This window comes from Bradyrhizobium sp. th-b2, from assembly GCF_000426785.1.
In the GTDB taxonomy this organism is placed as follows: domain Bacteria; phylum Pseudomonadota; class Alphaproteobacteria; order Rhizobiales; family Xanthobacteraceae; genus Bradyrhizobium; species Bradyrhizobium septentrionale.
Window position 1 is genome coordinate 1 of record NZ_AUGA01000044.1, and the last position, 22,029, is coordinate 22,029.

A 22,029-nucleotide genomic window follows, 5' to 3' on the forward strand; every position below is an offset into this window, starting at 1 on the left:
GTCTCAATCCCCGGCCGGCCGTTCTCGCTGTAGAGCGGCGCGATCTCGCCGTCGATCCAGTCCCAATCGATCTTGCCGGTGAGCCGGACCAGCTCGTGCTTCAGATTGATGATCTGGTCGAGCCGCGCCCGGAAAAAATCGTTCGCTCCCGTCGTTTTGTGCTTCTTCGGCCGCATCGTGCCCTCCGATGCGGACAGGGAATCATGCTTCGCCCGTCGAGGGAATCTCGAAAACGAAATTGCAAGCTTCCGATGCACAAAACACCAAAACCTTGCAATCTCAGAACGTCATTCCAGCCAAATTACGATTCCAGATCAGTCGCCTGGAAGCTTCTTAACGGGCGACTAGAACACGGCTGTGGCCACAGCTTATCTCAACAAAAACCATCGGTGGTTATGGGTCCCGGCTCCCGTGCGCAATTGCGCACTAGGCCGGGACGACAACGGAGTTCGTCGCTCGAGATCCCGGGTTCGATGCTGCGCATCGCCCCGGGATGACGCTTCGCGTCACATCGGCGGTGCGATTCCGTCGCGGCCGACATTGACGCGGTTGGCTTCCAGCGTGCCGTCCTCCTTCTGGACCGCACCGAAGATGATGATCTTGGCGCCCGGCTTCAGCTCCGCCTTGTCGCCGGCGACGAAAGTGACCACCGGGGTGCCCGGCGGCACCACGACCTTCTTCTCGCCGTCCTTGTATTTCACCGTGATGTTCTGGCCGTCGGTGCCCTCCACCGTTTCGGCGACGGTGGCGTTGGTCATGGTCGAGTTGGCGCGCAGGTCCCAGGGACGAAAGCCTTCGGCGGCGCCACGCTGGTTTTCCGGGAAGATGTGAACCGCGATCGCCTTCTGCGTTCCGTCCGGCTCGGGCATCGCGGTGACGCCGATATAGGAACCGGGCTTGATCTGCGACAAATCGGTCTTGGCGACGCCGAACACCGCGACGTTGTCGGTCGTCCGCACCTTCATGTCGGCGCCGTCGCGCGACTTGATCGACAGCATGGCGCCGTCGACGGCCTCGATGGTGCCGCGAATGCGCACCGTCGGCGGCTGCTGCGCCGATGCGGCCGAGGCAAAGGCAACGAGAAGCAATGCGGCGAATAGCGTCGATTTCGGCATGATGTCCCTCATGGGTTTGGCTGGCGGAGTCAGGAACACCGGGGAAATGATGGTATTCCGAGCGAGCCACCGTCCTGTTCGCAGGAGAGGTGGCTCGCTCGGTAAACTACGAGCCAGACGAAGGGTCTGTTACTGTGTACCAACCGTTCATCGAAGCCAGGCTCTTCACAAAGAAGAGATGATGAAACCGCGTCACATTGGCGGCGTCAGGCCGTCGCGGCCGACGCTGACGCGGTCGGTTTCGAGCGAGCCGTCGGGCAGTTTCTTCATGAAGGCGATGATCTTGGCGCCGGCCTTCAGATCCGCCTTGTCGCCGGGAACATAGGTCACGACAGGCGTATCCGGCGCGACCTGCACCGTCTTCTCGCCGTCCTTGTACTTGACCATCAGGGTATGACCGTCATTGCTGACCACGGATTGCGCGACGGTCGCGTTGGTCATGCTGCTGTTCGGCTTCAGGTCGTAGGGCCGCGAGCCCTCGCCGGTGCCGCGCATGTGCTCCGGGAAGACATGCACCTCGACCGCCTTCGGCACACCGTCGGGCCCGGGCACCGTGGTGGTGCCGATGAAGGAACCGACCTTGATGTCGGACAGCGCGATCCTGGTGAGGCCGAGCACCAGCATATTGCTCGCCATGTGCAGCTTGACGTCTTCGCCGCTGCGCGACTTCACCGCGAGCGTATCGCCGTCGACGCTCTCGACGGTTCCACGCACCCGCGTCGGCGTCGGCGGCTGCTGCGCGAGTGCGTAGAGCGTGGATGCCGTCACCATCGCAAATGCAATGAATGGGCGAATGAGCGAGGAACGGCTGGCAGACATTGGGGGATCTCCGGGAGGGGCCAAAGGGGCCAAGGTTGATGTAACACTGACCCCCGCTGCATCCCGCTATTCCAGGCCTCAAGTCTTTGTGAGATCGGCTTCAACGAGCGCACGCAGTTCCGGCGTCACTTGCGGACGCTGCCCGAACCACAATTCAAAACCGCGCACCGCCTGGTGCAGCAGCATGCCGAGGCCATCGGCGGTCTTCAGGCCGCGCGCCTGCGCCGCCGCAAGCAATGGCGTCACCAGCGGCACATAGACAAGATCGGTCACAACAGCGCCTTGCGGCAACAGGCCGACATCGATCTCGAGCGCGGGCTGGCCGTGCATGCCGAGCGACGTCGTGTTGACGAGCAGCCCCGCGCGCGGCAGCAGATCGCCGACCGTGTCCCACGTCGCGGGATGAACACATGCACCGAACTGATCGGCCAGCGCGCGGGCACGGTCGATGGTGCGGTTGACCAGATGCACGCGTTTGATGCCGCGCTCGATCAGGCCGAACACCACCGCGCGCGCCGCGCCGCCGGCCCCTAACACCAGCGCATCCTCGGTCTTGTCCCAGCCGGGCGCGCAGGCGTCGAGATTGTTGATGAAGCCTTCGACATCGGTGTTGGTCGAACGCAGCTCGCCGTCGGCAAACCACAGCGTATTGGCGGCACCGACGGCGCGGGCGCGCTCGTCCGGCGTCGACAGAGCCAGCGCGCGCTCCTTGTGCGGAATGGTGACGTTAGCGCCGACGAAGCCGCGCAGCGACAGGCGGAACAGGAAATCCTTGAAATCATCCGGCGGCACCGCCTCGATCACATAGCCGCCCTCGATGCCCAGCGTGCGCAGCCAGTAGCGATGGATCAGCGGCGACCGGGAATGCGCGGCCGGCCAGCCGATCAGGCACGCGGCGCGGGTTTTGCTGGATGATGTCATGGCCGTGACATCGGCCAAGGCAGCCGCGCTGTCAATCCGTCCGTTTCGCGGTTACGGCAACCAGCATGCTGAGCCCGAGCGCGGTGCCGGCGGCAAACCAGATCGCGGCGAGGTTGATCCAGTGGTAAGCAAGTGCGCCAAGAAGCGCGCCTGCGACCAGCGCCGCACCCACAGCAGGAGGTTCGGCAGCCAGGCCCAACCGGCTCCGCCGGTCAGCGCGGCGGCGATCAGCTGGCCGGCCTTGACCAGCGCGCCGGTGACATAGGTGAGGCCGAGCCCGGCGCCGCCTTCGAGCTGGAATGCGGCATTCTCGAGCCCCATCGCCAGCACTATAGCGGCGACCGCGGCGTTCGGCAGGCCATAGGCATAGGCCAAGGCGGCCGCCGTCAACAACAAGGCCTCGCCGAGCAGGATCAGGGGCTGGCGATAGCCGATGCGGCTGAGCACGACCAGGCTGCCGGCCGCAGCACCCGCGACGAACAGCACGATCAGCTCCAGCGCCTCCAGCGCATGCTGCCAATGCCCCTCGGCCAGCGTCACGCCAAGCCGCGTCGAGTTGCCGCTCATGAAGGAGACGAACAGCCCGCCCAGATGCAGATAGCCGATGCCGTCGACATAGCCGGCCAGCGCGCTGAGCGCGGAGGCCAGCGCCAGGTTACGGCGGGATTCAAGCATGATGTCGGAAACTGCTGGGAGAAAATCTCATCGGTCATTCCGGGATGGTCCGAAGGACCATACCCGGAATCTCGAGATTCCGGATTCGCTCGCTGGCGCGAGCGCTCCGGAATGACAATTGGATCACGCCGCGTCGCGATGCGCGGCGATGATCTGGTCGGCGGCGCGGCCCGTCACTTCGGCCATGCGGTCGAACTGGCGGGTGAAGGTGCCGGCGCCGGCGGTGGCCGATCGCAGCTCGACGATGAGGTCGCCGATCTCGGATTCCGGCATGGTGGCTCGGACGCAATCCCAGCCGCTCCAGCCTTCGCGGGTGTCGAAGCCGAGAATCTGGCCGCGGCGCGCCGACAGGATCGCGTTGACCTTGGCAGTCGCCTCGTTCGGACAGAATATCTCGACCAGATGGATCGGCTCCAGCAGCACCGGCTGGCACTGCGGCAACCCTTCGCTGACGCCGACCCGCGCCGCGGTGCGGAACGCCAGATCGGAGGAGTCGACGCTGTGATAGGAGCCGTCGGTCAGCGTGACGTCGAGGTCGATCACGGGGAAGCCGAGCGGTCCACGCGCCAGCGCGTCGACGACGCCCTCTTCCACCGCGCCGATATAGTTGCGCGGCACCGCGCCGCCGACCACCTTCTCGTGGAATTCGAAGCCTGTGCCGCGCGGCTTCGGCTTGATGTCGAGCACCACGTCGCCGAACTGGCCGTGGCCGCCGGACTGCTTCTTGTGCCGGCCGCGCTGGGTAATGGCTTTGCGGATGGTCTCGTGATAGCCGATCGCCGGCGGATGCGATTTGACGTTGACGCCGTAGCGGTCCTTGAGCCGCTCCTGTGCCACGCGCAGATGCATCTCGCCCTGCCCCCACAGCACGGTGTCGTGGGTCCGCGGGTTCTGGATCATCGTCAGCGAGGGATCCTCCTCGTTGAGCCGCAGCAGTGCCTGGCCGAGCTTGACGTCGTCCTTGCGGTCGGTCGCGGCGATCGAGATCGACAGCACCGCCGCGACCGGCTCGACCTTGACCAGCGAGGCCGGGGCCGTCTTGCCGCTCGAGACCGTATCGCCGGTCTTGATCGCGTCGAGCTTGCCGAGCGCGACGGTCTCGCCGGCCTCGGCCTGCGGCCGCTTGCTGTCATGCGTGCCCGAGACCGCGAGGATGCCGGAGATACGCCCGGTCTCGCCGGACGAGGATTGCAGCGTCGCGCCGTCGTCGAGCCGGCCCGCCAGCACGCGCGCCAGCGACAGCTTGCCGCCGTGCTGCAGATGCACGGTCTTGAACACATAGGCCAGCGCGTCCTTCTGATCCTTGACGCCGAGCCTATTGGCAGTCTCGGTGACGCCGGGCGCCTCATGGCGCAGCGCCTTCATCAGGCGGAGCACGCCGTTTTCGCGGCTCGCCGCACCAAGCAGCACCGGGCAGATCAGCCCTTCGCGCAATTCGCGGGCGAGATCGTCGAACACCGCGTCGCGCGGCGGCTGGATATCCTCCAGCAACTGCTCCATCAGCGCGTCGTCATGATCGGCGAGCTTCTCCAGCATCGAGAAGCGCGCTTCCTTCTCGCGGTCGAGATTGCCGCCTTCCAGCGCGACCACCTCCGACGGCTTGTGCTCGCGATAGACGAAGGCGCGCTCCAGCGCGAGATCGACAAAACCTTCGATCAGATCGCCGTTCCAGATCGGGATCTGGCGCAGCACCAGCGGCACGCGCGAGGCCGGCTGCAGCGTCGCAAGCGTCTCGCGGACCCGCTTGTTGGCGCGGTCGATCTTGTTCAGGAACAGGAAACGGGGAATGCCGAGCTCTTCGAGCTCGCGCAGGATGATCTGCAGCTGTGGCAGCTTCTTCTCATCGGCTTCGCAGACCACGACCGCGGCATCGACCGCCGGCAGCGCGGCACGCATGTCGTGCGCGAATTCGATCGAGCCGGGACAATCGATGAAGGTGTAGCTGTCGCCCATGAAGGTGGTGGTGGCGGCGGTCAGGCCTACGCCCATCTTGTGCTGACGCGCCTCGGGGCTGGCATCGCCGACGGAAGTTCCGGCGTCGACGCTGCCGGCAGACTTGATGGCGCCTGTGCGCGCCAGGATTGCTTCCAGAAGTGTGGTTTTACCGCTTTGGAAAGGGCCCACCAGTGCGATGCACCGTGGACCTCGGGGACTTCTGACGTCTTGTCCCATTGCCGCCTCCTCGTTTTGGAGCTCGGCCCATGATTGGGTCGGCGACCATTCATGCTCTGCCTGCGTTTCGCGTTTGGCAAGCGGGAAAACGTCGCTGCGGTGCGGCGGCGTTTAACCATGGCCACAACGGCGGGAATGACCACTATTGTCCGGACGAACGTATCAGGTGCGCCAGTTCCTTAGGCCGGTGCCGCCGCTGTCTCGCGCCAGCGCGTCGCGATGTCGAGCAGGCGCTGCACGGCAGGCGAGACGTCTTCATCACGCCATGCGATCGTGAGCGGCGCCATCACCGACGGTGCGGCAAGCGGAACGTAAGCCACACCGCGACCGGTCTGCGCGCGTGCCGCGGCCTCCGGAACGAGCGACACGCCGACACCGGCTGCGATCAGACCGATCGCGGTCTGCAGATGAAGCACCTCCTGCGCCAGACGCGGCGTGAATCCCGCATCCTGGCAGGCGGCCACGATCAGACCGGTGACCGACGGCTCCGGCCGCACCGGGTAGAGCACGAAGGCATCGTTGGACAATTCGGCGAGCGCAATGTCACTTCGCGCCGCGAGCGGATGCGCGCGCGGCAGCGCTGCGACATAGGGCTCATCGAGGATGAGGCGCTGGGCAAGCCCCGCTTCGGCGAGCAGCGCCGGGCGCACGAAGCCGACGTCGATCCGGCGCCGCCGCAGCGCCTCGGCGATCTCCGCCGCCAGCATCTCGTCAAGCACGAGCTCGACGTCGGGAAACGCGTCGCGATAGCTGCTGACGATATCGGGAAGGCCGGCAAACATTGCGGAGCCGACGAATCCGATCGCGAGCTTTCCAGCCTGACCGCGGCCGACGCGCCTGGTATCGGCAACCGCGTCCTCGAAACTGGCGAGCAGCGCACGTGCGCGCGCAAGAAACAGCTCGCCGGCCTCGGTGAGCCTGACAGGACGGCTATTCCGCTGCAGCAGCGTCACGCCGAGTTCGTCCTCGAGCTGGCGAATCTGCTGGCTCAGCGGCGGTTGCGCGATGTGCAGCCGCTCGGCTGCGCGCGTGAAATTCAATTCCTCGCCGAGCGCCACGAAATATCTGAGGTGTCGCAATTCCATGCCGGCGGTATAGCACGGCGGCCGGCGCCTACGGTCATACGCAATAGCTCTGCTACCGTATCGAACGAATATTGGACCGGAGAAGCGAACGCGGACAGCCTGCGGCGAACCACAGGAGGTCTTAATGACGGCGCTGGAAAAGGCTTTCGCGGAAGCGGCCGCGGCAGGCTTCACGCAGGAGAAGATCGATATCGGCGATATCAGCGTCAACGTCGCGCGCTTCGGCAAAGGCCCGCCGCTGCTCCTGCTGCACGGCTGGCCGGAATTCTGGCTGGTGTGGCGTCCGGTGATGCTGCGTCTCGGCGACAGTTTCGAATTGATCGCGCCGGACCTGCGCGGCTGCGGCGACACCGGCAAGCCGGCGGCTGGCCCGGATGCGTCCGCCACCGCAGAGCGCCACGCGCTGGATATGTTCGCGGTGATGGATGCGCTCGGTCATGACAGCTTCGGCGTGATCGGCGGCGATCTAGGCGCCTATGTCATGCAGGCGATGTCGCATCGTCAGCCGCAGCGGCTGACGGGTACGCTCTATCTGTGCACGCCCTATCCGGGCCTCGGCAACCGCTACGGCCAGCCCAGTCACCTGATCGAAGTCTGGTATCAATACTTCCAGCAGCTGCCATGGGCGGCGCAACTGGTCGGAAGCTCGCGCGAGTCATGCCGACTCTATTTCCGCCACTTCCTCGATCACTGGTCGGGCGACAATTCCGCCGTGTTCGGCGACCTGCTGGAAGCCTATGTCGATAACTTCATGAAGCCCGGCAACATCCAGGGCGGCTTCGACTGGTATCTCTCGTCGGCACCCAATCGCCGGCGCTGGCTGGAAGGCAGGCTGCCGGCGCAGCCGCGCATCGAAATCCCGTCGCGCTTTCTCTGGGGCCGCCGCGATCCGCTGATCGCGCCGGAATGGTCGGACCGGCTGGATCAATACTGGACCGAACCTTCGATCAGGTTCGTCGAGGCCGGGCACTATGTCCACGCCGAGGCGCCCGAGGTGGTTGCCGAGGAAGCCCGCAGTTTCTTCGGCGGAATACAAAACGGTGCAGCTTGAGTTAGCGCCCCGGACGCAGCTCCAGGCTCTCGAGCCCGGCGGCGATGTTGACGCCGACCTGACCCTGCACGCTGAGCGGCTGCAAGGCGATGGTGTTGTCGGAACCGCCGACCAGCACGTTACCGCCGACGCCAACGCCGAGCGTCGCGCTGCCCTGCGCGCCGGCGTAGTTGCCGGACAGCGCGCCAGGTCCAAGCTGGGCCACCGGCGCGTAGACGCCCCAGGCCAGCGCCGACTCCTGGGTGATGCCGAGATCGATGCCGACCTTGCGAATGGTCGCGATGTAACGGTCCTCAGGTGCGCCATCGACGCGCAGCACGCAGCCGAGATTGGTCACCGAACCGACGATGAATCCGACGCTCGCGCCGCCGCGGCATTCCAGGACACCGACCTGCACGCGCTGAATCGGCTGTTGGGCGTTGGCGCCAGCGATCGCCAGCGTGGCGAGGGCAGCACCGGCGAGGAGGATGAAGCGACGCATGTTGGAGGTCTCCGGCTGAAAGGCGTGACGCGAGCAGAGAACAGAACGGCGCCGTGTCTGCGGCGCCTGTCGCTTCCTATGCCATAACATCGGATGCACAGCCAGAATTTGCGGTGTCCGGCCACCGATTGTTACGGGATGTGGCGATGTTGCTATGATCCCGCTGCCGTCCAGAACCTGCCGCGCAAAACACAACAAACCACAGACGCAAAAAAAGAGGCCCGCTTTCGCGGGCCCCTTTGATCAAACACCGACCGGCTTAGTGGTGGTGGTGATGACGGTGGTAATGATGACGGCGCGGACCAGCGAGGCTGACCGGCTCGAGATCGATGCCGGCGATGCCCGCCGCGACGTTGAGGCCGGTCTGGCCCTGCACGCTGATCGGCTGCAGCGCGTATGCGTTGTTCGGGCCGCCGAACAGGAAGTTACCGCCGGCGCCGAGGCCGACCGAAGCGTTGACGCCGACGCCGCCGTAGCTGCCGGCGAGCGCACCGCGCGGGAGCTGCGTGGTCGGCGCGCTGACGGCCCAAGCGAGCTGCGTCGTCGCGGTGACGCCGAGGTCAAGGCCGATCCGCTTCACGGTCGCAACATACGGCTCCGGCCGGCGGGCGTTGGCGCTCTGGAATACGCATTCGAGGCGGGCGACGGAGCCGACGACGAAGCCGACATTCTCGCCGCCCTGGCATTGCAGGACCCCGGCCTGAACCTCGGGCGCCGCGTTGGCGGTGGCGAACGGCGCCAGCAACGCAAGCGCTGCAAGGGTGAGAGTCGAAAGTCGCATTTGGTCTGTCTCCGCAAGATGAACTGAATTAGCGCGGCGGACAGAAGGGAAGGCTCGTGTCCAAAACAAGGCAGTCCGCAAAGACGCCCTAAAAACTTCGCGCGTGTGGCATCGTTGTTCGCGCACACGCGCGTGAGATGAGCGTGATGTGATTTGACTCGTCGAATTTACCGGCGCGCGATCTGCGTACACAAATAGAAACGCTCCCACACTTGGTGCAGGAGCGTTTCCTGAGTTTCTTGAGTTCGGAACGACTAGCGCAGATTGCCGCAGAAGCGCTGGATGCGCTTGCAGGCATCATCGAGATCGGAGGTCTTGGTGGCGTAGGAGATGCGGAACGCCGGTCCGAGACCGAACGCCGAACCCTGCACCACGGCGACACCCTCGCTCTCGAGCAACTCGGTGACGAAGGTCTCGTCGTTGTCGATCACCTTGCCCGACGGCGCTGTCTTGCCGATCGTGCCGGCGCAGGACGGATAGACGTAGAACGCGCCTTCCGGCCGCGGGCACTCGATGCCGCTGGCCTGGTTGAGCATCGACACCACGAGGTCGCGGCGCTCCTTGAACACCTTGTTGTTCGCGGCGATGAAGTCCTGCGGTCCGTTGAGCGCCTCGACCGAAGCCCATTGCGCGATCGACGACGGGTTCGAGGTCGACTGCGACTGGATCGTCGCCATCGCCTTGATCAGTTGCGCCGGGCCGCCGGCGTAGCCGATGCGCCAGCCGGTCATGCAGTAGGCCTTCGACACGCCGTTCACGGTCAGCGTGCGATCGTAGAGGCTCGGCTCGACCTGCGCCGCCGTGGTGAAGACGAAGTCGTCATAGACGAGGTGCTCGTACATGTCGTCGGTCATCACCCAGACATGCGGATGCCTGACCAACACGTCGGTGATCGCCTTGAGCTCGCTCCTGGTATAGGCCGAACCGGTCGGGTTCGACGGCGAGCACAGGATCACCCACTTGGTCTTCGGCGTGATCGCCTTCTCGAGATCCTGCGGGCGCAGCTTGAAGCCGCTCGACGCCGGACAGATCACCGGCACCGACTCGCCGCCGGCGAGCGCCACCATCTCGGGATAGCTGACCCAGTACGGCGCCGGGATGATCACCTCGTCGCCCGGATTGATGGTCGCCATCAGCGCATTGTAGAGCACCTGCTTGCCGCCGGTGCCGACGATGATCTGGTTCGGCTTGTAGCTCAGGCCGTTCTCGCGCGAGAACTTGTTGATGATGGCTTCCTTGAGCTCCGGAATGCCGCCGACATCGGTGTACTTGGTCTTGCCGGCCTCGATGGCGTGGATCGCAGCCAGCTTGATGTTGGCGGGCGTGTCGAAGTCCGGCTCGCCGGCACCGAGGCCGATGACGTTGCGGCCCGCGGCTTTCAGCGCGCGTGCTTTGTCCGTGACCGCGATCGTCGCGGACGGCTTCACACGGTCGAGCGCAGCGGACAGGAAGGCCATAATCATCTCCTGGCAAACGTCGTGAGCCGTTCGGCCACGACTTGATTTGAATGGGATCGCGGCACCCTAGGCCTGTCTCCGCTGCATCGCAAGAAGCTTGGCGGCAAAGCACGAAAACTTTCGCGCATGGCCCGCAACGCGCGCAACATTCCGCAAGTTCCGGAGCCAAATGGCTCATATCCGGCAAGCCCGGCGACGGCCGCTGCAGCGTTGCCGGCAAGGCTTCCGGCGGTCTGCGCCAGCGCGGATTGCTCCGAGGACAATGTGCCGAGCGGTGCGCACCTCGCGGTGCCGATGGCACGCGGTCCGGCCGGCCTGTCGCGCGTTAAGATTTGTGAATTGCCGCGCGTCCGCCACCGCATCGACCGGCACCGTGCACAGCGTCGCGCAGCCGTGATCCGAGTTGTTGCGCCGTGTTGATGGAATCGTTCTGAACGCGTGCAGTGCGGTAGACGTTTCGACTTTTTCCACTGTGCAGGGCTTGCGACGCACCGCTGTCGGCATCATTGTTTAAGCGCGTTGCGGTGTGACAGGCCGCGCAATTTTTCAAGCGTACCGTCTCAGACCAAGTGAACCCGACGCACCGAGTGAACACCGACGCAATGTACAAGCTCTATTCGATGCAGCGCTCCGGCAACAGCTACAAGGTCCGGCTGGCGCTCGCCGTGTTGAACACGCCGTACGAGGCGATCGAGATCGACATCCTGCGCGGCGAGAGCCGCACCCCGGAATTCCTGGCCAAGAATCCGAGCGGCCAGGTGCCGCTGCTGGAAGTCGACGGCCGCCATCTCGCCGAGTCCAATGCCATCCTCTGGTACGTTGCGATCGGCACGCCGCTGGCGCCGGAGTCGCGGATCGAGCGCGCCGAGGCGCTGCAGTGGATGTTCTTCGAGCAGCACGCGCTGGAGCCGAACATCGGCGCCGCCTATTTCTGGCTGTCGCTGGTCAAGGGCGGGCGCGACCTGCAGACGCACGCGCTGGAGGACTGGATGGAGCGCGGCTACGCCGCGTTGCAGGTGATGGAAAATCACCTCAAGGGGCACGCCTATTTCGCCGCCGACCAGTTCACCGTCGCCGACATCGCGCTCTACGGCTACACCCATGTCGCCGACCGCTGCGACTTCGACCTCGCGACCTTTCCGTCGGTCCGCGCCTGGCTGAAACGGGTCGAGCAGACCCCCGGATTTGTCTCGATGGATTGGCGGCCCGGGACCGATGCCGAGCCTGAGGCCCGCCTCGCGGCAGGCGTCTGAACAAAGGGGTTCGAATATCGGGAATAGCGGGGAAACTGCCCAAATAGCGGGCAAAACGCTCGTCGTTGCCGCATTTCTGCCGTTTTCAGGGGGCGTCGCCGCCGCAATCTTGCCGGTGACAACGGGCAGATTTGCTCGGATGTCGCGAGTGATTCGCTCGCGGCCTGAGGGATTTACACCATGACACGGTGGTCCGGCACGGCGGGCTTCCATGGCCGCCCTGCCCCAGTGGCATCGTCCCGGCTGACCCACGCGATCGCGGCGTCGCTCGCGCTTGGCGCGCTGACGCTGTGCCTGGTCGTCGCCGTCACGGTGCTGTCGAGCAACATCAGCATGGCAACGGCGTTCCCGGCGTAATCAAGCAATTCCACTTGGCACCTTGATCCGCGGCAAGGCGCGGGAGAGACAGCGGCGCGACATGTTGAAGACCCCCGTCGGACTGGTGACCGTGACGCTGTCGGCGGCGATCCTGCTGGCCGCTTCGCTGTTGATCGTGACCGGCACCCAGGGCGAGGACCGCGCGCACCCTGCGCAGCTCACGGCGCCTGCCGCCAAGCCGGCCCCGCACAACTAACCCCATTTGTGGAAGATCAGGAACGCGCCGGCGGCGATGAAGGCAAAGCCGAGCGCGTGATTCCAGCCCAGCGGCTCCTTCAAATACAGCACTGAGAAGCCGGCGAACACGACCAGCGTGATCACCTCCTGCATGGTCTTGAGCTGCGCCGCCGAGTAGACCGCGCTGCCCCAGCGATTGGCCGGCACCGCAAGCCAGTATTCGAAGAAGGCGATGCCCCAGCTCACCATGATGACGATCGGGAGCGAGTGATCCTTGAACTTGAGATGGCCGTACCAGGCGAAGGTCATGAAGACGTTCGAGGCGAACAGCATCAGGATCGGCAGCAGCGAAGGCGAAATGGCGGGCATCGATGTCCTCGTCAAAGCAAAGCAGGCGGTAACCCGCGGGCACGAAACCGGGTTCCATGCCGATCTGCATATCATTTGATTTGAAAGCAGCGAAAGCTGGTTCGGATGGGACAAGGCCACCTTAACGGTCGGGGGCAAAATCCCGGCACCATTGCGGCTCTGTCGTCAAACTACGGCTTTATCGTTCGTTTGAGAGACATGAGAACGAGCATGCGGTTCGACTGGCGTGCAATTTCAGGACCGGCCTTGACGGCGATCACGGCGCTCGCCGCTTTCCTGATCGATCGCCTGATCGTCGCCGTCCCCAATCCCGCGCCGCTGTTCGTCTGCATCGTGGCACTGGCGAGCTCCGTCAGCGGCATCACCCCCGGGCTGATCTCCGCCGCGATCGCGGTCGTCGCCTCGGCGCTGTTCTTCCTCGATCATCGTGCGCTGCCCGGCTATGACACAGCCGACGTAGCACGGATGCTGATGCTGGTCGCGACCACGGCCGGCACCGCCTTGATCACCGGGATGCTGCGGCAGAAATGGATCGATGCCTTTGCCGCAGAGCAGCAGCATCACGCCACAGCGGCCCGGCTCGCCGCCGCGCTCGACCAGGTCGACATCGGCATCGTGCTGCTCGACGCCGACACCCGCGCCGAGTTCATCAACCGCGCCTTCCGCGATTATTTCGCGCTGTCGGATGCGCAGGCCGAGAGCAAGCCGCCCTTCGTCGCGCTGATGTATCACGGCCGCGACACCGGCGCCTATGAATTGCCGGAGGACGAACTGAGTGCATTCGTCGCCAAGCGCATCGAGATGATGCGCGCAGGCGATTCCACGCCGATCAACCTCAATCTCGCCGACGGCGAGGTGCTGCGCTTCAGCTGCACGGCGTTGCCCGACGGCGGTCGCATGCTGAGCTACACGCCGGTGACGGACCTGGTGCGGCACACCGACGATCCCGCCAAGGCCGACGAATACCGGGCGCAGCGCGCCGGGCGTGAACGCCATCTGGCGCGGCTGCTGCGCGCCGCCGAGTGAGGCGCGATCGCGCTGGCAATTGATCCCACACGGCGGCAACGATAGAACGTCGAAGCGATGCGCAGGCATCGCGCAACGCAGCCATCCAGGGATATCCATGTCCGACGACGTCACCATCCGCTTCGTCACGCGCGACGATTACGTCCAGTGGCTTCCGCTGTGGGACGGCTACAACGCCTTCTACGAGCGGTCCGGACCGACGGCGCTCGCGCCCGAGATCACCGCGATGACCTGGGAGCGCTTCTTCGACGCCTATGAGCCGGTGCACGCGCTGGTCGGCGACGCCGGCGGAAAACTGCTCGGGCTGACGCACTATCTGTTTCACCGCTCGACCACGGCGATCGCGCCGACCTGCTATTTGCAGGATCTCTTCACCAGCGAGGCCGCGCGCGGCAAGGGCGTCGGCCGCGCCTTGATCAACGGCGTCTACACGCAGGCGAAGCTTGTGGGTTCGCCGCGCGTCTACTGGCAGACGCATGAGACCAACCACACCGCGATGCAGCTTTATGACAAGGTCGCCGACAGACCTGGCTTCGTGATCTACCGCAAGATTCTCTGAGCACGGCTCCGCAACCTGTGGATTAACCGGGATGTCACCGGCACGTTACAAAGCCCGGCTAGGCTTCGCTCGCGTAAGATCAGGCCCCCCGTCTCAGATCCTGCGCCCCGAGCGGTCCCCGTCAGTCGCCGCGTCTGACCGGGACCGCTTTTTTTACGACATTGCCCTGCGTGATAGGTGCCATGCGTGATCTGCGGTAGGTCGGCACCTTGCCGCGCTCCGGCGTGCACGCCACTATGCGCGCCGTCCCCTCGCCTATCCCACAGGATTGTCGCTCCAATAGGATTGTTTCATGGAAATTCGTAATCTCGGCGGCTCCGGCCTGCGCGTGTCCGCCGTCGGCATCGGCTGCAACAACTTCGGCCAGCGCACCGATCTGGAAACCTCACGCAAGGTGATCCACAAGGCGATCGACCTCGGCATCACCCTGTTCGACACCGCCGACATCTATGCCGGCATGGGCGGCTCGGAAACCGTGCTCGGCACCGTGCTGGGCGACCGCCGCAAGGACATCGTGCTCGCCACCAAATACTCCAAGCCGATGGCGAGCGACGGCACCAAGCAGGGTGCCTCGCGGCGCTACATCATGGCGGCCGTCGAAGCGAGCCTCACCCGCCTGAAGACCGATTACATCGACCTCTACCAGCAGCACGACTACGATCCGCTGACGCCGATCGACGAGACGCTGCGCGCGCTCGACGATCTCGTGCGCCAGGGCAAGGTGCGCTACATCGGCAACTCCAACTTCCCGGCATGGCGGATCGCGGAGGCGGAATACGTCGCGCGCCAGATGAACGTGAGCCGCTTCGTCTCCTGTCAGGACGAATACAGCCTCGTGGTGCGCGGCATCGAGAAGGATCTGCTGCCGGCGGCGCAGCAATACAATCTCGGACTGCTGCCGTTCTTCCCGCTCGCCAGCGGTCTCCTCACCGGAAAGTACCAGCGCGGCACTGCTGCGCCCGCCGACACCCGCTTCGCCAAGGCGCCGGCCCTGAAGGATCGCTACGTGACGCCGCGAAACGAGGACATCGTCGAGCAGCTGCAGGCCTTCGCAAGAGAACGCGGCCACACCATGCTCGAGCTCGCCTTCTCCTGGCTCGCCGCGCGCCCGCAAGTCGCAAGCGTGATCGCCGGCGCGACGCGTCCCGAGCAGATCGAGCAGAACGTGAAGGCGATCAGCTGGAAGCTGAGTGCCGAGGAGATGGCGGAGATCGACAGGATTACGAAGGGCTAGTTACTTGCGTCGTCCCGGCGAAGGCCGGGACCCATAACCACAAATCGTCATGGTTGCGCCGCGCTGTGGGTCCAGCGCGTTACAACAATAATCCGCGGTGGCAATGGGTCCCGGCCTTCGCCGGGACGACACTGTGATTGAGGCTGGCGCTTACGCGACCAACCCCTTCATCGGCTTCGCCGGGGCGCTGTCGGGAAACACCGTCTCGGCCAGCACGCGCTCGCCGAGGCCGAACTGGTCGTGCAGCACGCCCTTGATCACGGCGCGCAGGTCGGTGGTCGGGGCGAGGTCGCGGGCCTGGTAGAGATTGGCCGGCTTGAGGCCCGGCCAGTCGGTGATCATCCGGCCGCCGTTCACCGCGCCGCCGGCGAGCAGTGCGATGGTGCCGGTGCCGTGATCGGTGCCCTCGGTGCCGTTGATGCGCGCGGTGCGGCCGAACTCGGTGGCGACCACGATCACGGTGTCGCGCCAGCGCGCGCCGAGGCCGCTCTGGAATTCCGCCAGCGCGCCGTCGAGCCCGCCGAGCAGCTGCGCGAGACGGCCGACCGGGCCGCCTTCATTGGCATGCGTGTCCCAGCCGTCGAAGGCGAGCGCGCCGATCCGCGGGCCGTCATCGGCCGCCATCAATTTGGCGGCGCCGCGCGCCACCAGCCGCATCGCCGCCACGCCGCCGGCGCCCGGCTTCGGCTTCATCTCGTCGCCCTGCGCCTGCTTGTCGAGCTGCAAGCCCTGCGTGAGTGCGCTCGCCAGCGTCGGATCGCGATGCTGGTAGAGATCGAGCAGCCGCATCGCGGTGTCGTCGGCGGCCTGTGGCAGCGCGGTCGGCGCCCAGCCGACGGTCGGCGCCGCGCCGCGCAGCACCAGCGGCGTGGTCGGGCCGACCGCGAGCGCACTCGTCACCCGCTCGCCTTTCGGCAGCGCCTCCAGCGCGCGGTTGAGCCAGCCGGACTGCACGCGGCCGGGACCGGGGAAACCGCTCTCCAGCACATCCTGTCCATCAAAGTGAGAACGGTCGCGATAGGAGGTCGCCACCGCATGAACCACCGCGGCCTGCTTGGCGCGATACATCCGCGCGAATTCCGGCATCGCTGGGTGCAGGCCGAAGAACGGATCCAGCATCACGGCCGCGTTCGGTCCATCTGCGCGAAGCGCGATCGCACCGTGCAGGCCCGCATAGTCCGGATCGCCAATCGGCGCGACGGTGGCGAGGCCGTCGAGCGCGCCGCGCAGGATCACGACGATGAAGCGGGGATCGCGGCCATCGGCGGCGCGCGCGAATTTCGGCAAGTAGGCCCAGACGGCAAAGGAAGCGCCGCCGAGCAGCAGCGCGCGCCGCGACGTCGCCTGCAGCATCAGGCTCTCGGAGCAATCCATCGTCATCTCCTCTGGAACTCGGGCGACATCAACAGCAGCGCCAGCGCCTGCTGCCGCGACTCCGCGCGCTCGATGGTGCGCCGTGTCTCGGGCGAGGCGGCATCTGCGGCCACCAGCTCGAGCAGATCGCGCGGATCGAACCGGTCGGCGAGTTGCGAGGCGAGCTGCGCCGAGATGTCGAGCCTGAGCTTGAGGCCCTCAGGCGCCGCCCAGGCTGCAGCGGTGTCCGGAAAACCGTTCGGTCCGGCCGGCGACCACAAGGGCTGGCCGAGCACGTTGAGGCAGTTGAGATAGCGCGCGGGATCTTCGGGATTGCGCGCCAGCAGCCGGCCGGAGGCGACCAGGAATTCGTAGGGCGAGCGCATCTTCGTCAGCGGCGCCTGCCACGCTTCATTCGACTCGACCAGCGCGGTGGCGAGCGCCCTGAGATCGCCGTCGGTCTTGCTGAACGTATCCTGCAGCTTCGCCACCAGCGCCGGCGGCGGATCATCCGTGACGAAATGGCAGGCGAATTTGGTCGCGATGAATTTTGCCGTCGACGGATGCCGCGCGATGTCGGACAGCACCGCCTCGCCCTGTGCGATGCCGGCCTGCGCATAGGTCTTGCCCAGCACCTGCTGCGGACCGGGCTGGTGCGCATTGGCATTGAACACAAAACTGCCGGGCGTGCCGAGCTGGCCCTGCCGGCCGGCAAAGGTCCAGCCGGTGATGACGCGCGCCAGCGACGTCACATCGTCCTGGGTGTAGCCGCCGCCGACGCCGAGTGTATGCAGCTCCATGATCTCGCGGGCGAGGTTTTCGTTGAGGCCGCGGCTGCGGTTGATGCCGGCGCGCGACTCCGGCCCCAGCGATTGCTGGTTGTCGAGGAAGAACAGCATCGCCGGATGCTGCTCGACGGCCTTCAGCATGTCGCCGAAGCGGCCGAGCACGTGCGGGCGGACCGCCTCGCGCTCGAACGAGCCGGCCCACATCCGCGCCAGCGCGCCCTTGTTGGCGGAGATGCAGAAGTGATTGGACCAGAACACCACGAGCCGCTCGACGAAGCCGCAATCGGCGACCACGCCGCGTTGCAGCCGCGCCAGCGCCTCGGCGCGGAACGTCTTCTGGATGATGTTGAGCGGTTGCGCCGGCGGCTTGGGCGGACCGGCCACCGGCTGCATCGTCGGAGGCTGCATCGTCGGCGACGGCGTCATCGCCGCATTGGCGTTGTCGACCGCCTGCGCCTGCATCGCAGGATCGATCTCCTTGGCGGCGGAAGAGAGCGACAGATTGCGCCGCTGCTGCGGCTTTGGGTCCGGCCCCTGCGGCGTCTCGCTGGCGCCGGATCGCGCGGCCTTCGCGGCGTTGCGCGCCTGCTGGATCTCGAACTGATAGTCGAACACCTGCTTGCCGAGTTCCGGCGTCGAGAGCAGGCCAGGCATTTCGAGCAGCGCACCGTTCGGACGCACGAGCTCCGCCAGCACGAATCCGCGCGGATCGGAGGCGGCGTTGATGAAGTCGCCGGCCGCCCCGCCGCGAGCGCCAAATCCAAATCGGTTGAGGGCAACCAGCGCGGCTTGCGAATCACGGGCCATCACAGTGTCCTAAGCAATTCCCTTGGCGGCCGATCCCGGCTATATCAGCTGCACGGCATCATAGCGCGGTTCGGGATGAACCCGAGATTAATTCGCGCATTAAATCGCGGTTAGAATGCGCCCCTCGTCAAACGATCGTTCCGAACCAGTCTCTCCGCGCCGGCTTGCCTGCACGGCATGCGGCAGCGAATTCTCCTGCTCGCTCGCCGGACCGTGCTGGTGTTCCGATGAAAGCTTTCGCCTGCCTATGCCGACCGACGGCGGCGACTGCCTATGCCCTTCATGCTTACGGAAACTGGCGGAGCAGCAGGCAGCGGTGGGCGCAACGTGAACGCGCGCTGGACCATCGACGCCGTCCTGCTCGACATGGACGGCACGCTGCTCGACACCGAGAAGGTTTACTTCGACAGCCTGGTCGCGGCGCTGAACGCATGCGGCTACACCGATGACGTCGTTGCGCTGTGCCATTCCATGGTCGGACTGCCCGGCCCGGTCTGCGAGGCGATGCTGCGCGACCACTACGGCGTGGCGTTTCCGCTCGACGACGTCAATCGCGCCTTCCTCGAACATCGCGATCGGATGATGCGCTCGGGCCTGCCGCTCAAGCCCGGCACGCTCGATCTGCTGGATGCAATCGCCACCGCGCAGCGACCGATGGCGATCGTCACCTCGTCGTCGCGCCGCTCGGCCGAGCGCAATCTGACGCTTGCCGGCATCCGCGACCGCTTCGAGACGCTGCTGACGCTTGACGATGTCGCTGAGGGCAAGCCGGACCCGGAGCTCTATCTCAAGGCCGCCGCGCGGCTTGGCGTGGCGCCACAGGCCTGCATCGCCGTGGAAGACTCCAACCACGGCGTCACCGCCGCCCACGCCGCCGGCGCCATCACGCTGATGGTGCCGGACATGGCGCCGCCGACCGAGGCGACGCGCGCGAAATGCGCGGCGGTGCTGCCGGACCTCAATGCGGTGCTGGCGCTGATGCAGGAGCGCGGTGCGCTTTAACCGTCATTGCGAGCGAAGCGACGAAAGAATGGCGGAGGCCGATCGGCCATGGCGTGTGCTCCAAAGGATCCGCTTCTGAGGGTAGAAGCGGATGCCAGTCGGCCCGACCGTCATCGGCGGCTTTTGACCCGCAGCAGACGACGGTCAATCGATCACTTCGACGGCTCTTTCGAGCAGGTCACTTGGCGCGGTGACGCCGATTAGTCCGCAAATTGACTTCCAGTTCGCGAGCTGACAACAAAATCGGCATCTCACCGGGATTGGCACCGTCGAGAACGGCGACGACGTCAGCGTTAGCTTCCTGCAGATGATGAAGCGCTGACGAGACGGTCCTCCCAAGGCAGCTTCGGCGACGCTTTCAATGCGAATGCGCCGTCGCCGACCAGAGCTTGGATGGCCAGCATGATGGCCCAGACGAAGGGTAACTCCCAGCCAGCATCCGTGAACAAGAACCCCTTTCTGGCCATCCAAAACAGGGTCGCACCGATCATCATCGGAAGCGCGTAGAGGCTTACCCAGCGCGTATATACGCCAAGCAGCAGGAGGAGCGCCGCTCCAAATTCGGCGCTCAGAGCGTAGACGAGCACCCATTCCGGATAACCCGCCCTCAAGAGCCCGTTCCACCACAGGCTAATCGGCTTAAGGACAGTTTTGCCGTAGAGATGGACAATGAAGAGACCGGCGAGCGTCAGGCGCAGGAAAAAAGCAGCATAAGGTGCGGTTTTCTGGTCAATCATTGGGGGCTCCTTGAAATGATCTGAAGCCGTCCCAGTCTGACGCGCATGGCCAAGAAATAGCAACGACCACAGAAACAAACTGCAAAGCGAACCGCACTTTCTTTGCCTTGTCGGCCCCTGACAGGAGAGGTCAGCCCAAGGCCGACGTGCATTCAGTCCGGATTCCATGACGCCTTTTGAGAGCGTAGCGGAGGCGGCCTTTATGGTACTCGCCTTACCGCCGCTTACGCCCCGGCTTCGCCAGCGCCGTCTCGATCAGCGTGCGCGCGGCCTCGCCGGCCGTCTCCATGTAGCTGGCGTCGCGATGCAGCAGCACGACCGCGAACGATCCATCCAGCAGCAGCAGGATCTGCCGCGCCAGCTTGAGCGGATCGGCGATCCCCTGCTCCGCGAAGGTCGCGCGCAGCCAGTCCTCGAACTTCTTCTTGTGCGCGGCACAGATCCGGATCGCAGGATGCCCGGGCAGGTTGGCAAGCTCGGCCGAGGTGCGCAGGAAGCCGCAGCCCTTCCACTTCGGATGCCGCGCCGAGCGCGCGAGGTTCTTGAAGATCGCCTCGACCTTCGCCGGCAGCCGGCCTTCGGCCTCCGCGAACCATGTCCGGAACAGCGCGAGGTTGGGCTGGTCGCGCGCGGCCAGATAGGCGGCGACCAGGTCGTCCTTGCTCTTGAAGTGATAATACAGCGTGCGCTTGGTGAGGCCGGCCTTGGCGGCGACCTCGTCGACGCTGACGCGGCGGATGCCTTCATTGTAGAACAGCGCGCTCGCCGCCTGGACGATGCGTTCACGGGTGGGCTCGGAGGGTCTGGGCATGGCGCGTATGTATACTAACCAGTGAATATACACAAATCGCGGCTGACCCTACATTCGGCGCCGATACGCCAGTGCCGGAGACTGCCTATGCCCGAACCCATCCTGCTCGAGACCGAAGACGGGATCGCCCTGATCACGCTGAACCGTCCCGCGCAGCTCAACGCGCTGAACTACGCGCTGATCGATCAGCTGATGGCCGCGCTCGACGGCATCGAGGGCGACGCCGACGTGCGCGCCGTGATCCTGACCGGCGCCGGCGAGCGCGCCTTTTCGGCGGGCGCCGACATCCACGAATTCTCGGGTAGCGTCAAACAGGGGGCGGCCGTCGCGGTGCGCGACTTCGTCCGTCGGGGTCAGGCGATGACCGCGCGGCTCGAGGCGTTCAAAAAGCCCGTCATCGCCGCGGTCAATGGGCTCGCCTTCGGCGGCGGCTGCGAGATCACGGAGGCGGTGCACCTTGCTGTTGCAAGCGATCGCGCGTTGTTTGCAAAACCCGAGATCAAGCTCGGCATGCCCCCGACTTTCGGCGGCACCCAGCGGCTGCCGCGGCTGGCGGGACGCAAGCGCGGGCTGGAATTGCTGCTGGCGGGAGATCCGTTCTCACCCGAGCACGCGCGCGAAATCGGACTGGTCAACCAGATCGTGCCGCACGATCAATTGCTGATCGCCGCGCGCGAGTTCGCCGGCCGCATCATCAGGCATTCGCCCGGTGCCGTTGCCAGCACCATCACCGCGGTGACGCGTGGGCTCAACATGCCGATTGCCGAAGGGCTGCTGGTCGAGAGCGAGCAGTTTGCCGCGCTGGTGCCGAGCCGCGACCTCGCCGAGGGGCTCGCGGCCTGGAAGGAGCGGCGGCCGGCGAAGTACGTCGGGGTGTAAGTGATCTATATCAGGTCGTCATGCCCGGGCTTGACCCGGGCATCCACAACTTTCGCGCCAAGACGTGGATGGCCGGATCAAGCCTGGCCATGACGACGG

General features: G+C 65.5%; 22 protein-coding genes and 2 pseudogenes. 9 read left to right on the top strand and 15 right to left on the bottom strand.

The annotated features are described in order from the left end of the window. The 7 genes and pseudogenes from K359_RS61885 to K359_RS0135095 all read right to left on the bottom strand — a co-directional run. Positions 1-176 (bottom strand): annotated as a pseudogene (locus K359_RS61885) (IS5/IS1182 family transposase); the annotation flags it as partial. A gap of 330 nt (positions 177-506) precedes the next feature. Further along, positions 507-1,115, bottom strand: a complete 609-nt coding sequence (locus tag K359_RS0135070) for a hypothetical protein (protein ID WP_029083457.1) — start codon at positions 1,113-1,115, stop codon at positions 507-509. Positions 1,116-1,307: 192 nt separating this feature from the next. Further along, positions 1,308-1,886 carry a hypothetical protein gene (locus tag K359_RS0135075; RefSeq protein WP_371261224.1) on the bottom strand — a complete coding sequence of 193 codons (579 nt, stop codon included), beginning with the start codon at positions 1,884-1,886 and terminating at the stop codon, positions 1,308-1,310. Between the two features lie 126 nt (positions 1,887-2,012). Then, positions 2,013-2,855 carry a shikimate dehydrogenase gene (locus K359_RS0135080; RefSeq protein ID WP_035977696.1) on the bottom strand — a complete coding sequence of 281 codons (843 nt, stop codon included), beginning with the start codon at positions 2,853-2,855 and terminating at the stop codon, positions 2,013-2,015. 31 nt (positions 2,856-2,886) lie between these two features. Next, a pseudogene (locus K359_RS53940) lies at positions 2,887-3,530 on the bottom strand (YoaK family protein). Between the two features lie 123 nt (positions 3,531-3,653). Further along, entirely contained in the window at positions 3,654-5,702 is a 2,049-nt protein-coding gene (locus K359_RS0135090) for an elongation factor G (RefSeq protein ID WP_029083460.1), read from the bottom strand. A 179-nt stretch (positions 5,703-5,881) separates the two neighbouring features. Then, positions 5,882-6,787, bottom strand: coding sequence for a LysR substrate-binding domain-containing protein (locus K359_RS0135095; protein ID WP_029083461.1), 906 nt, complete (start codon positions 6,785-6,787; stop codon positions 5,882-5,884). A gap of 124 nt (positions 6,788-6,911) precedes the next feature. Between K359_RS0135095 and K359_RS0135100 the strand changes: the two genes are divergently transcribed. After that, the gene (locus K359_RS0135100; RefSeq protein WP_051346583.1) at positions 6,912-7,838 is read left to right on the top strand and encodes an alpha/beta fold hydrolase; all 927 of its coding nucleotides are present in this window, start codon (positions 6,912-6,914) and stop codon (positions 7,836-7,838) included. A gap of 1 nt (position 7,839) precedes the next feature. Here the strand turns inward: K359_RS0135100 and K359_RS0135105 are convergent, their stop codons facing one another. From K359_RS0135105 to K359_RS0135115, 3 genes are all read right to left on the bottom strand, one after another. Further along, positions 7,840-8,319, bottom strand: a complete 480-nt coding sequence (locus K359_RS0135105) for a DUF992 domain-containing protein (protein ID WP_029083463.1) — start codon at positions 8,317-8,319, stop codon at positions 7,840-7,842. Between the two features lie 259 nt (positions 8,320-8,578). Next, on the bottom strand, positions 8,579-9,100 hold the full coding sequence (locus K359_RS0135110; RefSeq protein WP_029083464.1) for a DUF992 domain-containing protein: 522 nt from the start codon (positions 9,098-9,100) through the stop codon (positions 8,579-8,581). A gap of 254 nt (positions 9,101-9,354) precedes the next feature. Next, entirely contained in the window at positions 9,355-10,557 is a 1,203-nt protein-coding gene (locus tag K359_RS0135115) for a pyridoxal phosphate-dependent aminotransferase (RefSeq protein WP_029083465.1), read from the bottom strand. Positions 10,558-11,159: 602 nt separating this feature from the next. Here K359_RS0135115 and K359_RS0135120 point away from each other — a divergent pair. The 3 genes from K359_RS0135120 (at position 11,160) to K359_RS63545 (ending at position 12,384) form a co-directional block, all read left to right on the top strand. Then, positions 11,160-11,810: a glutathione S-transferase family protein gene (locus K359_RS0135120; RefSeq protein WP_029083466.1), complete on the top strand. Its 651-nt coding sequence runs from the start codon at positions 11,160-11,162 to the stop codon at positions 11,808-11,810. A gap of 180 nt (positions 11,811-11,990) precedes the next feature. After that, the gene (locus K359_RS63540) at positions 11,991-12,167 is read left to right on the top strand and encodes a hypothetical protein (protein WP_165127746.1); all 177 of its coding nucleotides are present in this window, start codon (positions 11,991-11,993) and stop codon (positions 12,165-12,167) included. 61 nt (positions 12,168-12,228) lie between these two features. After that, positions 12,229-12,384 (top strand): hypothetical protein, encoded by a 156-nt coding sequence (locus K359_RS63545; protein ID WP_165127744.1) that lies wholly within the window; start codon positions 12,229-12,231, stop codon positions 12,382-12,384. Here K359_RS63545 and K359_RS0135135 read toward each other — a convergent pair. Next, positions 12,381-12,734 (bottom strand): DMT family protein, encoded by a 354-nt coding sequence (locus K359_RS0135135; RefSeq protein WP_029083467.1) that lies wholly within the window; start codon positions 12,732-12,734, stop codon positions 12,381-12,383. The two genes, K359_RS63545 and K359_RS0135135, sit on opposite strands and share 4 nt — an antisense overlap. Positions 12,735-12,944: 210 nt before the next feature. Here K359_RS0135135 and K359_RS0135145 point away from each other — a divergent pair, with 210 nt between their 5' ends. From K359_RS0135145 to K359_RS0135155, 3 genes are all read left to right on the top strand, one after another. Continuing rightward, positions 12,945-13,760: a PAS-domain containing protein gene (locus tag K359_RS0135145; protein ID WP_029083468.1), complete on the top strand. Its 816-nt coding sequence runs from the start codon at positions 12,945-12,947 to the stop codon at positions 13,758-13,760. A gap of 97 nt (positions 13,761-13,857) precedes the next feature. Beyond that, on the top strand, positions 13,858-14,319 hold the full coding sequence (locus K359_RS0135150; RefSeq protein ID WP_029083469.1) for a GNAT family N-acetyltransferase: 462 nt from the start codon (positions 13,858-13,860) through the stop codon (positions 14,317-14,319). Positions 14,320-14,611: 292 nt separating this feature from the next. Continuing rightward, complete coding sequence (locus tag K359_RS0135155) at positions 14,612-15,553, top strand: aldo/keto reductase (RefSeq protein WP_029083470.1); 942 nt, start codon at positions 14,612-14,614, stop codon at positions 15,551-15,553. Between the two features lie 150 nt (positions 15,554-15,703). On the opposite strand, the gene K359_RS0135160 is transcribed toward K359_RS0135155, so the two are convergent. Both K359_RS0135160 and K359_RS0135165 read right to left on the bottom strand, forming a co-directional pair. Then, positions 15,704-16,933, bottom strand: coding sequence for a DUF1501 domain-containing protein (locus K359_RS0135160; RefSeq protein ID WP_029083471.1), 1,230 nt, complete (start codon positions 16,931-16,933; stop codon positions 15,704-15,706). Then, positions 16,930-18,501 (bottom strand): DUF1800 family protein, encoded by a 1,572-nt coding sequence (locus K359_RS0135165; RefSeq protein ID WP_029083472.1) that lies wholly within the window; start codon positions 18,499-18,501, stop codon positions 16,930-16,932. Before K359_RS0135165 ends, K359_RS0135160 begins: the two co-directional genes overlap by 4 nt. Before the next feature lie 327 nt (positions 18,502-18,828). On the opposite strand from K359_RS0135165, the gene K359_RS0135170 reads away from it, so the two are divergent. After that, a complete protein-coding gene (locus K359_RS0135170) occupies positions 18,829-19,503 on the top strand; it encodes an HAD family phosphatase (protein ID WP_029083473.1) in 675 nt (224 codons plus the stop codon). Between the two features lie 293 nt (positions 19,504-19,796). Here K359_RS0135170 and K359_RS0135175 read toward each other — a convergent pair whose 3' ends face one another. Continuing rightward, a complete protein-coding gene (locus K359_RS0135175; RefSeq protein ID WP_029083474.1) occupies positions 19,797-20,240 on the bottom strand; it encodes a DoxX family protein in 444 nt (147 codons plus the stop codon). Between the two features lie 214 nt (positions 20,241-20,454). Next, entirely contained in the window at positions 20,455-21,051 is a 597-nt protein-coding gene (locus tag K359_RS0135180; RefSeq protein ID WP_029083475.1) for a TetR/AcrR family transcriptional regulator, read from the bottom strand. A gap of 87 nt (positions 21,052-21,138) precedes the next feature. Here K359_RS0135180 and K359_RS0135185 point away from each other — a divergent pair, with 87 nt between their 5' ends. Further along, complete coding sequence (locus K359_RS0135185; RefSeq protein ID WP_029083476.1) at positions 21,139-21,930, top strand: crotonase/enoyl-CoA hydratase family protein; 792 nt, start codon at positions 21,139-21,141, stop codon at positions 21,928-21,930. Positions 21,931-22,029 lie beyond the last annotated feature (99 nt).